Source organism: Bradyrhizobium sp. 63_E2_N1_3 (genome assembly GCF_052076005.1).
GTDB lineage: Bacteria > Pseudomonadota > Alphaproteobacteria > Rhizobiales > Xanthobacteraceae > Bradyrhizobium > Bradyrhizobium barranii.
This window is the reverse complement of sequence record NZ_CP197235.1, coordinates 6350653-6366020: the sequence shown is the minus strand read 5'-3', so window position 1 is coordinate 6366020 and position 15368 is coordinate 6350653. Positions and strand designations below refer to the sequence as shown.

Genomic DNA, 15368 nt, shown 5'->3' with positions numbered 1-15368 from the left:
CGATGAGCAGATTGTTGCGAACCGGGCTGAACGCGGGCGAAGCCGCGCCGATGGCCGTCGTCGGCGGCGAGGGCGTCTACTTTCACCTGTCCGATGGCCGCAAGCTGATTGACGGCAGCAACACCGGCGGCGGCCTCGGCCATCGTCACCCGGCGATGGTGGAGGCGATCCGCCGCGCGGCCGATACGCCCGTCGTGAACGAAGGCTGGACCTGGGTCGGCCGTGAGCAGGCGGCCGACGATCTGATGGCCACCGCATTTAAAGGCGAAGACGACTGGGTCGGCGCGGTGCGCTTCTGCATCAGCGGCAGCGAGGCCAACGATATGGCGCTGTCGCTCTGCCAGGCGCTGACACAGCGGTCTGCGCTGGCGACGCGCGAGCGCGCCTATCACGGCATCACTGGCCTCTCCCGTGCCATGACGGTGCAGCCGCAATGGCACGGCGGCCTCGCGGTGCACGCGGGCGGCTCGAAGCTGCCGGCGCCGATGGCACCGGTGAGGGTCCTGCCCGCGCCGGATGGCGCCATCTACGGCGCGCCGGCCAACAACACCCCGCCCAGCGAATATCTGGCTGATGCCACGCGGCTGCTCTCGGACACGGCGGCGACCATCATCGACTACACCCAGGGTGGCATCTACTACGATGGTGCCTATCAGGACGAGGTGGCGCGCTGCGCGCGGGAGGCTGGCTCGTACTGGATCGCGGACGAGGTCGTCACCGGCGCTGGCCGCGCAGGCCGCTGGTTCGCCTTCCAGGGCGCGGAGAGCCACCCCGATATCGTGACGCTCGGAAAATCGCTCGGCGGCGGTGCGGCGGCAGTCGCGGCGGTCGTGGTGTCGAAAGATATCGTCGAGCGGCTCAAGGGCACGAGCTGGCAGAATTACGGCACGCTGCGCGGCCATCCCATCAGCATGGCTGCCGTCAGCGCGTACCTGAAAGTCGTCAGCGACGACAAGATTCTGGAGCACGTCCGGAAGCTCGAAAAGCTGTTCACCCGCCGCCTGCTCGCGATCGCGCAGAAGCATCCGAGCGTGCAGCGCGTGGCGGGGCAGGGGCTGCACTGGACGGTGGAGCTGCACGGCCCGGATTGGCGCGCCTGGCATGCCGACACCACCGAGGTCCCGATCGCCTCGCGTGTCGCAGAGCGGGCGTTGGAGGCGGGTGCCGTGATCGGCACCAGCGGTGAGCAGACTTCGCTGTTCCTGGCACCGCCGCTGGTGATCTCGGAGCAGGAAGCCGAGCGGCTGCTGGATGCGCTCGACCACGGCCTCGATATCGCAGACGAGGAGCACGGGTGAGCGCAGACCCCGCAACACCTCAACGCTCGCCGGCCTGGCCGGCGGACGAGCCCTGGCATCTCGCGATGCCGGAGGGGACGCTTTACGACGCGCTGGCGCGTGCGGCGACGGATCGCCCATCGCATCCGGCGACGGTGTTTTATGGTGCGAGCCTGAGCTATGCCGAGCTACGCGCGCGGGTCGATGCCTTAGCCGGATTCCTGCAGAACGCTTGCGGCGTGAAGCGCGGCGACCGCGTCATGATCGCACTGCAGAACTCGCCGCAATATGTCATCGCCTACTACGCGGTGATGCGGGCGGACGCCGTGATCGTGCCGGTCAATCCGATGAACAAGACGGCCGAGATCGCGTATCTCGCCGAAGACAGTGGGGCCCGGGTCGCGATCATCGGAAGCGAATTGAGCGAAATATTCGCGCCGCTGGTGGGCGAAGCCATCTCCCATACGATCGTCGCACAGTATCGCGACGAAGTGCCGGCCGCCACGCCCTATACGCTGCCTTCATGCATCACCGAGGCGCCGTCGGAGATACCGTCGTCGCTAGGCTGGCGTTCCTGGTCGCAGGCGATCGCGCAAGGTTTGCAGCCCGGCGCAATGACCGCGGGGCCGGACGATCTCATGATCCTGCCCTACACCTCGGGCACAACAGGCAAGCCCAAGGCCTGCATGCATACGCATCGCAGCGCGCTGTTCACGGCCGTCTTGCAGGCACGCTGGTATGGGCTCGACGGCGACGATGTGATGACCGGCTTCATGCCCCTGTTCCATGTCGCGGGCATGCAGGGCTCGATGAATGCCGCTGTGGTGACAGGCGCCACGCTGCTGTTGATGGCGCGCTGGGACAAGGATCTGCTGCCGGATCTGTTCGAGACCTACGGCGTCACGTTCTGGAACGCGGCGCCGACAATGATCGTCGACGTGCTCGCAAGCGTCCGGTTCCGCGACCGGTGCTTTGCAAAACTCAGGGTGCTGACCGGAGGTGCTGCGGCAATGCCGACCGCGGTGGCCGAACGGCTCAAAGGCCGCTTTGGCCTCGATTTCGTCGAAGGCTATGGCATGACCGAGACGATGTCGCCGACGCATCTCAATCCGATGACTGCGCCGAAGCGCCAGTGTCTCGGCATTGCCGTGCACGAGACCGATGCGAGGGTCGTCGATCCCGAGACCTTGATCGAGCTCGACGACAATGTCGTCGGCGAGATCGTCGTCCACGGACCACAAGTGCTGCAAGGCTACTGGAACAGGCCGCAGGCCAACGCCGAGTCCTTCATCGAGCTCTCGGGAAAGCGGTTCCTGCGCACGGGCGATCTCGGCTATCGCGATGCCCAAGGCTATTTCTTCGCGGTCGACCGCCTCAAGCGGATGATCAATGTCAGCGGCTTCAAGGTGTGGCCGGCCGAGGTGGAAGCGGCGATGTACCAGAACCGCGCCATCCGGGAATGCTGCATCGTCTCGACCCCCGACGACTACCGCGGTGAGACCGTCAAGGCGCTGGTGGTGCTCGACGAAGCCGCGCGCGCGACGACGTCTGCGCACGACATCGTCGGTTGGGCCCGTGGTGCGATGGCCAGCTACAAGGCGCCGCGCGCCGTCGTCTTCGTCGATGAGCTGCCGCGCACCGCCAGCAACAAGATCAACTGGCGGCTTTTGCAGGATGCAGAATGGGGGCGGACGGCATGAAAGCTGCTTGGCTGGAAAAACGGCGCAAGACCGCGTTATGCTGCGCGCGCCGGCACGCCCCTCAAGCTACGATCCCCAGCCTCACCAGGAAATCAGGAACTCGCTGATGCGTATCGTCACCGTTGCCGCCGCCCAGATGGGCCCGATCCAGAAGGTCGACAGCCGCGAGGCCGTGGTCAAGCGCATGATCGCGCTGATGGATGAGGCGAAAGCAAAAGGCGCCGATCTGATCGTCTATCCGGAACTGGCGCTGACGACGTTCTTCCCGCGCTGGTATGCGGAGGACCGGGCCGAGTTCGATACCTGGTTCGAGCGTGAGATGCCGAATGCGGCGACCAAGCCGCTGTTCGAGCGTGCGGCGCAGCATCAGATGGCGATGAACTTCGGCTACGCCGAGCTGACGCCGGACGGGCATCACTTCAACACCGCGATCCTGACCGACAAGTCCGGCAAGATCGTCGGCAAATATCGCAAGGTCCATTTGCCGGGCCATGTGGACTACGACACCAAGCGGTCGCACCAGCATCTGGAGAAGCGTTATTTCGAGCCGGGCGATCTCGGCTTCAACGTCTGGCGCGAGCTGGGCGGCATCATCGGCATGGCCATCTGCAACGACCGGCGCTGGCCCGAGACCTATCGCGTCATGGGCCTGCAGGGCGTCGAGATGGTTCTGATCGGCTACAACACGCCGTCGGTGAATGCGGAGAAGAGCGAGGAGGGCATCGAGAAGCGGCTGTTCCACAACCGTCTCTCGGTGCAGGCCGGCGCCTATCAGAACGCGACCTGGGTGGTCGCGGTGGCCAAGGCGGGTGTCGAGGACGGCCATCCGCTGTTCGGCGGCAGCCTGATCGTCGATCCCGATGGCGAGATCGTCGCTGAGGCCAAGACGGAGGGCGACGAGGTCCTGGTTCACGCCTGCGACCTCGACGCCACGACGTTCGGCAAGACCACGATCTTCAATTTTGCCCAGCATCGCCGCATCGAGCATTACGGCCTGATTACCAGCCAGACCGGCGCGGTGCCGCCGCCGGAGAAGTGACGCCGATGGCAGGCAACAGCACATCCGGCATTTCCTTGCGCGAGCTCGATCCGCGCGACCGCTACAAGCTGCTCTGCGGCGTGGTCGTGCCGCGGCCGATCGCGCTGGTGACGACGCTGGACGCGAACGGAGCGGTGAATGCCGCGCCCTTCAGCTTCTTCAATGTCTTCTCCGAAAGCCCTGCACTGATCGTGCTCGGGCTCCAGCACAAGCCGGATCACGGCCCGAAGGACACCACCCGCAACATCCATCGCGATGGCGAGTTCGTGGTTCACATGGTGGACGAGGCGCTGTCTGCCGCGATGAATGATTGCGCGGTCGATTTTCCCTCTGGCGACAGCGAGGTCGCGGCGACCGGGCTTGCCACGCTTCCCTCGGTCGATGTGAAAGTTCCGCGCTTGGCCGCGGCACCCTTTGCGCTGGAATGCCGGCGTCATGTCGTGCTGAATTTCTCGCCCGATCGCGAGCTGTTGGTCGGCGAGGTGCTCAGGGTTCACGCCCGAGAGGGCCTCGTCGACGAGGCCAACATGTATGTCGATCTCGAGGCCTACCGGCCGATCGGCCGCATGTTCGGCAATCTCTATACCACGCAGCGGGATACGTTTGCGCTTGCGCGCGAGAGCCACGCGCAATGGCTCGCGCGGCAGGACGCCAACGAGCTGAAGGACGCCTAGTGAGCCGAGAACTGCACCGTACCCAGTGCCATGGTGACGGCCGCCTGTGTCGGGTCGATCACGGGAATGCCAAGCGCTTCTTCCAGCGGACGGCGATGGCGCGCCATTCCGGCGCAGCCCATCACAATGGCGCGGGCGCCGTCCTCGTCGCGCAGCGCGCGGCCGATTTCGATCATCTTCGCCAGCGTGCCTTCGCCCGAGGCGGTTTCGGCGACGCTCATGTTGAGCGGCCGCTCGCCGGCGAGGCGATCGGTCAATCCCATCTGCCGGAGATAGCGCATGTGGCGCGGGATCGAGCGCTGGGCGATCGCGATGACGCCGAAGGTTTCGGCGCGGGCCAGCGCCGTCAGCACGCCGCACTCAGCGATGCCGAACACGGGACGGTCGGTGCCTTCGCGGCAGACCTGAAGCCCGGGATCGCTGTAGCAGGCGATGACAAACGCAGCCGAGCTGTTGTCGCCTTCGACCAGCCGGCGCAGCGGCATCGCAACGCCGTCGACATCGGCCTGGCTTTCAATGCCGAACGGACCCTCGGCCAGCGACTGGCAGACCAGTTCCGGGCCACCCTCGAAACCGAGCGGCTTCAGCGCCTCCTCCAGCCCTTGCGTGACCGCAGGGTTGGAATTCGGATTGATGACGAGAATGCGCGGCCGGGGCATGTTGGTCTTCCCTTGAGATGGCGATCACGTAGCTCAGGCATATCATGGAGTGCCTCATGACTGAACCCACATACGACCTGATCATCCGCGGCGGCCGCGTCGCCACCACGACCGACGTGTTCGAGGCCGATGTCGCGATCTCCGGCGAGGCCATCGCAGCAATCGGCCGCGGGCTTCCGGCGGCGAAACGCGAGATCGATGCGCGCGGCAAGCTGGTGCTGCCCGGCGGCGTCGACAGCCATGCGCATATCGAGCAGTTGTCCGCGGCCGGCATCATGAATGCCGACACGTTCGAGAGCGCGACCGTCTCTGCCGCTTTCGGCGGCACGACCACGGTAATTCCGTTCGCCGCCCAGCATGTCGGCATGAAGCTGCCGCAGGTGGTCGAGGATTATCACGCGCTGGCCAAGAAGGGCGCCGTGATCGACTACGCCTTTCACATGATCATTGCGGATGCGACCAAGGAGACCGTCGAGGAGCACATTCCGGCGTTGGTGAAGCAGGGCCATGGCTCGATCAAGATCTTCATGACCTATGACCGGCTCAAGGTCGATGACGAGCCGTTGCTCGACATCCTCTTGGCCGCACGCCAGTCCGGCGCGATGTTGTGCGCCCATGCCGAAAATCACGGCATCATCGCCTGGATGGTGAAGCGCCTGCTCGCGCGCGGCTACACGATGCCGAAATATCACGCCGTCAGCCACGCCCGCGTGTCGGAGGCGGAAGCCTTCACCCGGCTGATCGGCATGGCCGCCCTGATCGACCAGCCCATCATGATCTTCCATGTCTCGACCGCCGAAGGCGCGAAGGTCATCCGCGATTCGCGCGGGCAGGGGTTGAAGGTCTTCGCCGAGACATGTCCGCAATATCTGTTCCTCACCGCAAACGATCTCGACAAGCCTGGCGCGGAAGGCGCCAAGTGGATGTGCAGCCCGCCGCCACGTACGCATTCCGACCAGGAGGCGTTGTGGCAGGCGCTGTCGCTTGGCGATCTCCAGACCATCTCGTCGGATCATGCGCCCTATCGCTACGACGAGACCGGCAAGCTGCGCGCCGGACCCAATCCGAACTTCAAGCAGGTGGCCAACGGCCTGCCGGGCCTGGAACTGCGGCTGCCGCTGCTGTTCGACGCGATGGTGTCGAAGGGGCGGCTCGGCCTTGAAAAGTTCGTCGAATTGACTTCGACCGCGCCGGCAAAAATCTACAATCTGCATCCGCGCAAGGGCTCGATCGCGGTCGGCGCCGATGCCGATATCGCGATCTGGGACCCCAATCGCGAGACTGTGATCGCCGACGAGATGATGCACGACCTCGCCGGCTACACGCCGTTCGCGGGCCGCAAGCTGAAGGGCTGGCCGGTTAGCGTTCTCTCGCGCGGCCGGGTGATCATCGACGGCAACAAGTGCCTCGCGGAGGCCGGCAGCGGCAAATTCCTGGCGCGCAGCGGCGGCGAGGCGGCAAAGCCGACGGGGCGGCTCGTCGCCGACATGGATCCCGAGCGGAATTTTGGGGCAAAGCTGCTGTGATGGTGGATCGCGCGCGATGAAGATCGTCATCTTCGGCGGCACGGGCTTTGTCGGCCTCAATCTTGCCGAGGTGCTGCTCGCGCGCGGGCATGACGTCACGCTGTATGACCGCGCAGAGTTGCCGCCATCCGCGCGGCGATCGCTTGCTGACTACGGCGCACGGCTCAAAGCCGTGCAGGGCGATATCACCGACGCAGACGCCATCGACGCCCTCATTGCCGCGGGCTGCGATGCGATCGTGCTGGGCGCCGCGGTGACGGCCGGCGATGAACTCGAGCGAGCGTCGACCGCGCGCGTTCTCGAGATCAATGTGATGGCGCAAATCCCGATCCTGCTCGCGGCGATCCGACATGGCGTTCGCCGTGTCGTCAATCTGTCGTCGGCCTCGGCCTATGGCGCCGCGGGCGCGCGGGTCGAGGTTCTGGACGAGGAAACGCCTTGCGATCCGGTCTCGTTTTACGCCATCAGCAAGTTCACCTCCGAGCGATCGGTGGCGCGCCATGCCGAGCTCTTTGGCGGCGACTTCCTCAGTGTGCGCTTAAGCGCCTTGTTCGGTCCGTGGGAGCGACCCAGCTCGGTACGCGACACGCCGAGCCTCCAGTACCAGATCCTAGCTGCGTTTGCCCGTGGCGAGCCGGCGATCATGCCCGACACGGGCATGAAGGACTGGATCTACGCTCCGGATGCCGCCGAAGCCGTGGCAATGCTGATCGAAGCCGAGCGGCCGCGCCATCGGCTCTACAACATCTCCAGCGGCGGGCTATGGCCGGCGTTGGAATGGGGCAAGACCTTTGCGGCGCTAAATCCCGGCCTGCAATGCAGGCTCGCGGCGGCCGGAGAGACGACCGCCATCAAGCTGCATGGGCGCCATCGCGCACCGCTCTCGGTCGCGCGGATGGCGGATGAGTTCGGCTGGCGTGCGCGGTTCGGCTGTGCCGAGTCCGCCGCCGCGATGAGCGGCTGGCTGAAGCAGCACAAGGAGTGGATCTGAGATGCGGCTGCAGGCGCGCACGGCCATCATCACGGGAGCAGCTTCGGGCATTGGCCGCGCCAGCGCAAAGCTGTTTGCGGAGGAAGGTGCGCATCTCGCCCTTGTCGATCGCGATGCCGCGGCCCTTCAGGAGACGTTGAGCCTGATCGGAGAGGCGACGACGCATGTCGGCGATGTCGGCGATGCCGATTTCGCCGAGACCGTTGTGAACGACGTCATCGTGCGCCACGGCCGTCTCGATATTCTGATGACCGCTGCGGGCTTCTCCTGCGGCGGCACGGTGCTGACGACGAGGCTGGAAGACTGGGACGCGGTGTTCCGCGCCAATGTCGGCGGCACCTGGTTGTGGGCGCGGGCGGCGGTGCCGCAGATGCAGCAGCAGAAGAGCGGTTCGATCATCACGCTGGCGTCGCAGCTCGCCATCGCCGGCGGCAAGGGCAACAGTGCCTATATCGCCGCCAAGGGTGCGATCGTCAGCCTGACGCGCACCATGGCGGTCGATTTCGCGACCGACGGCATCCGTGTCAACGCGATTGCGCCCGGCGCAATCGACACGCCGATGCTTCGCCGCAGCTTTGCCCGCCACGCCAATTCGGACGAGGTGCGCGAAGCCTCCCGCAACCGCCACGCCATGAAGCGCTTCGGTCAGGCGGAAGAAATCGCTCAGACCGCGCTGCATCTCGCCAGTGATGCGTCTTCGTTCACGACCGGCACCGTGATGGTGGTTGACGGAGGCTGGCTCGCGGCATGAGCGACGCGCTGGCAAAGCTTGAAGCGACCGTGCGCGCCGATCTCGCGATGATCGCGCATCCCGGCGCCGCCTGGCTCGAGCCGAAGACGGGGCCGGATGGCAAGCCCGCGCTCGATGTTCTCATTATCGGCGCCGGCCAGTCCGGTATCGCCATCGGCTTCGGCCTGATGCGCTCGCGCGTCAGCAACATCCTGCTGCTCGACAAGGCCGAGGAGGGGAAGGAGGGCCCGTGGCTCAGCTATGCCCGCATGCCGACGCTGCGCAGCCCGAAGGACTATACGGGACCTGACCTCGATATCCCGAGCCTCACCTATCAGTCCTGGCACGAGGCCCGCTTCGGCAAGGAGAGCTGGCAGACACTCGACCTGATCCCGCGCGGGCATTGGGCGGACTATCTGCTCTGGCTGCGACGCACGATCGGTCTGCCCGTGCGCAACGGCTGCGAGCTTCTGGAGATTGCGCCTGCATCAGACAGTCTGCTCGCCGCGCGCGTGAGACGCGCCGATGGCGTCGAGACGCTCCATGCCCGCAAGATCGTGTTGGCGACGGGGCAGGAGGGCATGGGCGACTGGGTCATTCCGGAGCCGCTTCGTCAGTTGTCAGCGAGTTCGGTCGCAACTGTTGCCGACGACATCGACTTCGAAAGCCTGCGCGGCAAGCGCGTCGCGGTGATCGGCGCCGGCGCGTCCGCCTTCGACAATGCGGCGACCGCGCTGGAGGCAGGCGCGGCGGAGGTGCATCTGCTCTGCCGCCGCGCTCAGATCCAGGTGATCCAGCCCTATCGCTGGCTGACCTTCCGCGGCTTTCTGCGCCATCTCAGCGATCTCGACGATGCCTGGCGCTGGCGCTTCATGCGCAAGATCCTCGAGATGCGCGAAGGCTTTCCGCAGCCGACTTATGATCGCTGCGCGCGTCACGCCAATTTCACGCTGCACGAGGGTGCGCCGGTCGAGGGCACCAGGCAGACCGATGGCGGTGTCGAATTGCACACGCCACGCAGCACGATCACGGCGGATTTCGTCATTTGCGGCACCGGCATCGACATGAACTTTGCCGGCCGCGGCGAGCTGCGCCGCTTCGCCGGCAATATCGCGACCTGGGCCGATCGCTACCAGCCGCCTGCGAGCGAGCGCAACGCGCGGCTCGGCCGCTTTCCCTATCTCGCTGACGATTACGCCTTCACCGAGCGTGTGTCTGGCGAGACGCCGTGGATCTCCGACATCCATCTTTTCGCCATCGCCTCCACCATGAGTTTTGGTCCGTCGGGATCGTCGATCAACGCGATGACGACGGCCATTCCCAAGCTGGTCAATGGCCTGACGCGCGGCCTGTTTCGCGGCGATGTCGAACGTCACTGGGCTTCGCTCAGCGCCTACGACGTGCCGCAGGCCGTGGTTGCGCGGCCCGCGCGAACAATGGAGGAATCGCGATGATCATCCATGCACCGCCGCGACGAAGCGCCTCTGCGGGATTGGCGCGCAACTTGCTTCTTTCTTGACCTGCCTTGCTGGCGTTCTTGCCGAAATTTTGGGGAAAACGAATGCGTTTTGTGTCTTTCAGGCCCGCGGCCTCAGTCCTCGCTACCACTGCGCTGTTGCTCATTGCCACCGCGCCGTCGCAGGCACAGACCAGGGCGGAGACGTTGCGCTATGTCACGGGATCAGCGGTGAACACGCTCGATCCCAACATCCCCGGCTCGACGCGCGAGTCCTTCGCGCTGAGCATGAGCACGTATGACCGGCTGGTGGCGTTCGGCCGCAAGCAGCTCAACGGCAAATGGGTGTTCGATCTCGACACGATCACCGGCGAGCTCGCTGAATCCTACGACGTCAGCTCCGATGGCCTGAAGCTGACCTTCCGCCTGCGCAAGGACGCCAAGTTCCAGGACGGTTCGCCTGTCACGGCCGACGACGTGAAATGGTCGCTCGATCGCTGCGTCACCGCGCCGATCCTCGGCAAGGCCCAGTTGCTGACGGGTTCGTTGACGTCGGCGGACCAGTTCAAGGTGATCGATCCCCTCACCATCGAGGTGACGCTGCCGAAACCCGACAAGCTCGCGCTGCCCAATCTCGCCACCGTCTATCCCCTGATCATCAACTCGAAGGTGGCAAAAGAGCACGCGACGCCGGATGATCCCTGGGCCACCGCATGGCTGAAGGAGCACACCGCCGGCAGCGGTGCTTATGTGGTCGAGACCTTCAAGCCGGGCGAGCAGGTCATCCTCAAGCGCGACGAGACCTGGAACCGCGGTTCGGCCAACAAGCCCGCATTCTTCAAGCGCGTGATCATTCAGTCCGTGCCGGAGCCGGCGACCCGCGCCAACCTGGTCGAGCGCGGCGATGCCGACCTCGTCGTCGATCTCCAGGCCAGCGACGTGCAGTCGCTCGAGGCCAAGGGCAAGCTCAAGGTGGTCTCGACCCCGCAGTACAATGCGATCACCTATGTCTCGATGAACAACCAGATGCCGCCCTTCGACAACGTCAATGTCCGCCGTGCCATCGCTTACGCGCTGCCCTACGACGACATGTTCAAGGCCGCCCTGTTCGGCCGCGGCGCGCCGCTGTTCGGCGCGACCTGGCCGGACGGCAAGCCGCTGAACGGCATCTATCCGTTCCAGCAGCCCGTGAAGGTCGACCTCGACAAGGCCAGGGAATACCTCAGGGCCGCCGGGCTCCCCGAGGGTTTCTCGACTACCTTCAGCTTCAACGTCGGCCAGTCCTCGACCGCGGAGCCGATGGCCGCGCTGGTGAAGGAGTCACTCGGCAAGATCGGGATCAAGGTCGACATCCAGAAGCTGCCGGACGCACAGATGTCCACGCAGATCAACGAGAAGAAGCTTCCCTTCTACACCGAGGGCATCGTAGCGTGGTTGCCGTCGACTGATTACTTCTACCGCAACTTCTACACCGGCAATCAGCGCTGGAATTACAGCTCGATCAACAACCCGGATCTTGCCGCAATCGCGCAGGAGGCGCGTTTCGAGCCGGACAAGGCCAAGTATGAGGAAGCCGGCCGCAAGCTCAACGCGATGCATGTCGATCTGATGCCGCAGATCATGCTGTGGCAGCCGAACCAGGATGCGGTAATGGCGTCGTCGGTCGAAGGCTACACCTACGAGTTCCACCGCCAGGTCGACTATCGCGACGTCAGCCGCAAGTGACGTCGGACAACGAGAGGAGCTCTCAGAGGTGACGACCGGTCTTGGTGCAACCATGGTACGGGCGGGCAGGCGGCTTCTGTCATCACTGCCGGCGCTGTTCGGTGTGCTGGTCTTCACCTTTCTGCTGATGCGCGTGTTGCCCGGCGACCCCGCGGTGTTCTTCGCCTCGGGGCCCAATGCCGGCAAGGAGGAGATCGAGCAGATCCGCAAGCAGATGGGGCTCGACAGGTCGGTGCCGGAGCAGCTCGTGTTCTATCTCTCCGACATCGGCCACGGCAATCTCGGCCGCTCCATGATGACGGGACAGCCGGTGCTGAAGGACCTGCGCGAACGGCTGCCGGCTTCGCTGGAGCTCACCTTCACGGCGCTGCTGATCGCGCTGATCGCGGCGGTGCCGCTCGGCGTGGTCGCGGCCTTGAAGCCTGGCTCGATCGTCGATCACGGCGTGCGGCTGTTCTGCGCGCTCGGCGTCTGCGTGCCGACCTTCGTCTCGGGCCTGCTGCTGATCTACGTCTTCTACTACCTGCTCGGGCTGGCGCCTGATCCGACCGGGCGGATCGACGTCTTCACCTCGCTGCCGCCGCAGCGCACCGGCTTCCTGTCGATCGATTTCCTGCTCGCGGGTGATATCGAGGGCTGGTGGGCCGCCTGCAAGCAGCTGATCCTGCCGGCGGTGAGCATGGCCCTGTTCGTGATCGCGCCGCTGGCGCGGATCACGCGGGCCTCGATGCTGGTCTCGCTCGGCAGCGATTTCGTCCGCACTGCGCGCTCGGTCGGATTGTCCTGGCACAAGGTGGTCGTCACTTATGCGCTGCGGAACGCGATCCTGCCCGTCATCACCATCGCCGGCATCGTGTTCTCGACCATGCTGGGCGCCAATGTCCTGGTGGAGAAAGTGTTCTCCTGGCCGGGCGTCGCTTCCTACGCGCTCGATGCGCTCCTATCCTCCGACTATGCGCCCGTGCAGGGTTTCGTGCTGCTGATGGCCAGCCTGTTCGTGCTGGTCAATCTCGTGGTCGACATCTGCTACGGCATCGCCGATCCCAGGGTGTCGATCGAATGACCAGCGCAACTCTCCGCCATTCGGTCTGGATCCTGCGCGGCAACCCGCTCACCGCCGTTGCCGCGGCCGGCGTTGCGCTGTTCGTCCTGATTGCGATCTTCGGGCCCTGGATCGTGCCCTATGATCCCGTGGTCTCCAATGTCTCGGAGGCTCTTTTGCCGCCGAGCGCGGCCCATCTGGCCGGCACCGACCAGCTCGGACGCGATGTGTTCAGCCGCCTCATCATCGCCGCGCGCCTCGATCTCGCCATTGCCGTCTCCGCCGTCGGCATCTCCTTCGTGATCGGCGCCGTCGTCGGCGCGTTCTGCGGCTATGCCGGCGGTAAGCTCGATCGCGGTGTCGGCCGCTTCGTCGATGTGATGATGGCCTTTCCGCTGTTCGTGCTGGCGATGGCGATGGTTGCCGCCTTGGGCAACCGGATCGAGAACATCGTGATCGCGACCGCGATCATCAATCTTCCGTTCTACATCCGCTTCGCGCGCGCCGAGGTCAACGTTCGCCGCAATGTCGGCTGGGTGGAGGCCGCGCGTGCCTGCGGGGAGAGCCATTTCTCGGTGGTGCTGCGCTTCCTGCTGCCGAATATCCTGCCGGCGATGGCGGTGCAGATCTCGCTCAATCTCGGCTGGGCCATTCTCAACGCGGCCGGCCTGTCCTTCATCGGCCTCGGCGTCAAGCCGCCGACGCCGGAATGGGGCATCATGGTCGCGGAGGGCGCGCGCTTCATCTCGACCGGGCGATGGTGGCTGGTGGCCTTTCCGGGCCTCGCGCTGATGATGGCGGTGCTGTGCTTCAATCTCCTCGGTGACGGGATGCGGGACATTCTCGACCCGCGGATGCGCACATGAGCGAGGAGCTGCTAGGGATCAACGACCTCCACGTCTCGTTCTCGACGCGGCGTGGCATGGTCGAGGCCGTGCGCGGCGTGACGCTCACGGTCGAGAAGGGCGAGATGCTCGGCCTCGTCGGCGAGAGCGGCTCGGGCAAGTCGGTCACCGGCTTTGCAACGACGCGGCTGCTCGATGCGGCCGGGCGCGTCACCGGCGGCAAGATCCTGTTTCGCGGGCAGGACGTCACAAAACTCAGAGGCGAAGACCTCCGTCAGCTCCAGGGCGCCGCGATGTCCATGATCTTCCAGAATCCGCGCGCGGCGCTCAACCCGATCCGCGCGATCGGCCTGCAGATCGCGGATGCGATCCTCACGCATAAGAAGATATCGAAGGACGCCGCGCGCGCCGAGGCGCTGGAGCTGCTGCGCGCGGTCCAGATCCGCGACCCCGAGACGCGGATGAACGCCTATCCGCACGAGCTCTCCGGCGGCATGTGCCAGCGCGTGATGATCGCGATCGCGATTTCCTGCAATCCTGCACTGCTGATCGCCGACGAGCCGACCACCGGCCTCGACGTCACGACCCAGAAGGTGGTGATGGATCTGCTCGCAGACATTGCCGCCGCGCGTGGCATGGCGACGATCCTGATCACGCACGACCTCGGTCTCGCGGCGCGCTATTGCCGCCGCATCGCCGTGATGGAGCGCGGCCGCATCGTCGAGGAAGCGAGCCCCAAAAAGCTCTTCAGCGCACCGCAGCACGCCTATACTCGCCGCCTCGTTGCGGCATCGCCGACCGCGACGTCGCGGATCGAGGATCTCGTGACGGAGGAGGAGCGGGAACGGCATGCGACGATCGTCAGCAAGCCAAGGCAGGAGCTCCCGCACGGGACGCCACCGCTCCTCGAGGTGCGCAAGCTCGCCAAGCGTTTTGACCAGGGCTCCGCTGCGGTCGCGGATTTCTCGATGACGATGGCCGGCGGCGAGAGCGTCGGGCTCGTTGGCGAGTCCGGCTCCGGCAAGAGCACGACGTCGCGGATGATCTGCCGCCTGATCGACCCGAGCGAAGGCGATATCGTGTTCGACGGCCAGTCGATCGGCCATGTCGCCTCGCGTGACTTCCATCGCTCGCCGCTGCGCAAAGACATCCAGATGGTCTTTCAGGACCCGAACGAGAGCCTCAACCCACGCTTCACGGCGTTCGACTGCGTTGCCCATCCCCTGATGCGGCTCGACGGCATGCGTGCGGGTGATGCACTGCGCAAGCGGGTGGAAGAGTGTGCGGAGCGGGTGGGCTTGCCGCTCGATCTGCTGCCGCGCTTTCCGCACCAGCTCTCCGGCGGCCAGAAGGCCCGCGTCGGCATTGCCCGCGCCATCGCCTGCCGGCCGCGGCTGCTGGTGCTGGACGAGCCGACCGCCGCGCTCGACGTTTCGGTGCAGGCGGTGGTGCTGCAACTGCTCGACCGTCTCAGGCGCGAGAACGACATCGCGCTGCTGTTCGTCAGCCACGATCTCAATGTCGTGCGTATGCTCTGCGACCGCACCATCGTGCTGCGCAATGGCGGCATCGTGGAGCAGGGGGAGAGCCGGGCGCTGTTCGACAATCCCAAGACCGACTACACGCGCAAGCTGGTCGAGGCGATTCCGCATATCGAGACCGGACCGGCACTGGCGGCCGCGCTTTGACGCCTGAACCGGTCGT

13 protein-coding genes are annotated in these 15368 nt (G+C 65.4%); 12 read left to right on the top strand and 1 reads right to left on the bottom strand.

Going from position 1 to position 15368, the window contains the following annotated elements:
• The first annotated feature begins 2 nt into the window (after positions 1 to 2).
• From AB7531_RS30510 to AB7531_RS30495, 4 genes are all read left to right on the top strand, one after another.
• Positions 3 to 1298: a class-III pyridoxal-phosphate-dependent aminotransferase gene (locus tag AB7531_RS30510; protein WP_063986532.1), complete on the top strand. Its 1296-nt coding sequence runs from the start codon at positions 3 to 5 to the stop codon at positions 1296 to 1298.
• Positions 1295 to 2977, top strand: coding sequence for a long-chain-fatty-acid--CoA ligase (locus tag AB7531_RS30505; protein ID WP_441280214.1), 1683 nt, complete (start codon positions 1295 to 1297; stop codon positions 2975 to 2977). Before AB7531_RS30510 ends, AB7531_RS30505 begins: the two co-directional genes overlap by 4 nt.
• A 106-nt stretch (positions 2978 to 3083) precedes the next feature.
• Complete coding sequence (locus AB7531_RS30500) at positions 3084 to 4016, top strand: N-carbamoyl-D-amino-acid hydrolase (RefSeq protein WP_063984413.1); 933 nt, start codon at positions 3084 to 3086, stop codon at positions 4014 to 4016.
• 5 nt (positions 4017 to 4021) lie between these two features.
• On the top strand, positions 4022 to 4690 hold the full coding sequence (locus AB7531_RS30495; RefSeq protein WP_187387762.1) for a flavin reductase family protein: 669 nt from the start codon (positions 4022 to 4024) through the stop codon (positions 4688 to 4690).
• Here AB7531_RS30495 and AB7531_RS30490 read toward each other — a convergent pair.
• The gene (locus AB7531_RS30490; protein ID WP_063984411.1) at positions 4687 to 5349 is read right to left on the bottom strand and encodes an aspartate/glutamate racemase family protein; all 663 of its coding nucleotides are present in this window, start codon (positions 5347 to 5349) and stop codon (positions 4687 to 4689) included. The genes AB7531_RS30495 and AB7531_RS30490 overlap by 4 nt on opposite strands.
• 56 nt (positions 5350 to 5405) lie before the next feature.
• Here AB7531_RS30490 and hydA point away from each other — a divergent pair, with 56 nt between their 5' ends.
• The 8 genes from hydA (at position 5406) to nikE (ending at position 15352) form a co-directional block, all read left to right on the top strand.
• On the top strand, positions 5406 to 6875 hold the full coding sequence (gene hydA, locus AB7531_RS30485; RefSeq protein WP_063984410.1) for a dihydropyrimidinase: 1470 nt from the start codon (positions 5406 to 5408) through the stop codon (positions 6873 to 6875).
• 16 nt (positions 6876 to 6891) lie between these two features.
• Positions 6892 to 7866: an NAD-dependent epimerase/dehydratase family protein gene (locus AB7531_RS30480; RefSeq protein WP_063984409.1), complete on the top strand. Its 975-nt coding sequence runs from the start codon at positions 6892 to 6894 to the stop codon at positions 7864 to 7866.
• Between the two features lies 1 nt (position 7867).
• Positions 7868 to 8617 (top strand): SDR family oxidoreductase, encoded by a 750-nt coding sequence (locus tag AB7531_RS30475; protein ID WP_231144493.1) that lies wholly within the window; start codon positions 7868 to 7870, stop codon positions 8615 to 8617.
• Positions 8614 to 10050: an NAD(P)-binding domain-containing protein gene (locus tag AB7531_RS30470; RefSeq protein ID WP_063984408.1), complete on the top strand. Its 1437-nt coding sequence runs from the start codon at positions 8614 to 8616 to the stop codon at positions 10048 to 10050. Before AB7531_RS30475 ends, AB7531_RS30470 begins: the two co-directional genes overlap by 4 nt.
• Positions 10051 to 10157: 107 nt before the next feature.
• Positions 10158 to 11777, top strand: a complete 1620-nt coding sequence (locus tag AB7531_RS30465) for an ABC transporter substrate-binding protein (RefSeq protein ID WP_063984407.1) — start codon at positions 10158 to 10160, stop codon at positions 11775 to 11777.
• 28 nt (positions 11778 to 11805) lie between these two features.
• Positions 11806 to 12840, top strand: coding sequence for an ABC transporter permease (locus AB7531_RS30460; protein ID WP_063984406.1), 1035 nt, complete (start codon positions 11806 to 11808; stop codon positions 12838 to 12840).
• Positions 12837 to 13685: an ABC transporter permease gene (locus AB7531_RS30455; RefSeq protein ID WP_008131147.1), complete on the top strand. Its 849-nt coding sequence runs from the start codon at positions 12837 to 12839 to the stop codon at positions 13683 to 13685. Before AB7531_RS30460 ends, AB7531_RS30455 begins: the two co-directional genes overlap by 4 nt.
• Complete coding sequence (gene nikE, locus AB7531_RS30450) at positions 13682 to 15352, top strand: nickel ABC transporter ATP-binding protein NikE (RefSeq protein WP_063984405.1); 1671 nt, start codon at positions 13682 to 13684, stop codon at positions 15350 to 15352. The genes AB7531_RS30455 and nikE overlap by 4 nt, the downstream gene beginning before the upstream one ends.
• Positions 15353 to 15368 lie beyond the last annotated feature (16 nt).

Bases quoted from the DNA above. Each gene is read 5' to 3' on its own strand.
- AB7531_RS30510 (WP_063986532.1), top strand. From the start codon at position 3: ATGAGCAGATTGTTGCGAACCGGGCTGAACGCGGGCGAAGCCGCGCCG.
- hydA (WP_063984410.1), top strand. From the start codon at position 5,406: ATGACTGAACCCACATACGACCTGATCATCCGCGGCGGCCGCGTCGCC.
- nikE (WP_063984405.1), top strand. From the start codon at position 13,682: ATGAGCGAGGAGCTGCTAGGGATCAACGACCTCCACGTCTCGTTCTCG.
- AB7531_RS30480 (WP_063984409.1), top strand. From the start codon at position 6,892: ATGAAGATCGTCATCTTCGGCGGCACGGGCTTTGTCGGCCTCAATCTT.
- AB7531_RS30500 (WP_063984413.1), top strand. From the start codon at position 3,084: ATGCGTATCGTCACCGTTGCCGCCGCCCAGATGGGCCCGATCCAGAAG.
- AB7531_RS30465 (WP_063984407.1), top strand. From the start codon at position 10,158: ATGCGTTTTGTGTCTTTCAGGCCCGCGGCCTCAGTCCTCGCTACCACT.
- AB7531_RS30495 (WP_187387762.1), top strand. From the start codon at position 4,022: ATGGCAGGCAACAGCACATCCGGCATTTCCTTGCGCGAGCTCGATCCG.
- AB7531_RS30455 (WP_008131147.1), top strand. From the start codon at position 12,837: ATGACCAGCGCAACTCTCCGCCATTCGGTCTGGATCCTGCGCGGCAAC.
- AB7531_RS30490 (WP_063984411.1), bottom strand. From the start codon at position 5,349: ATGCCCCGGCCGCGCATTCTCGTCATCAATCCGAATTCCAACCCTGCG.
- AB7531_RS30470 (WP_063984408.1), top strand. From the start codon at position 8,614: ATGAGCGACGCGCTGGCAAAGCTTGAAGCGACCGTGCGCGCCGATCTC.
- AB7531_RS30475 (WP_231144493.1), top strand. From the start codon at position 7,868: ATGCGGCTGCAGGCGCGCACGGCCATCATCACGGGAGCAGCTTCGGGC.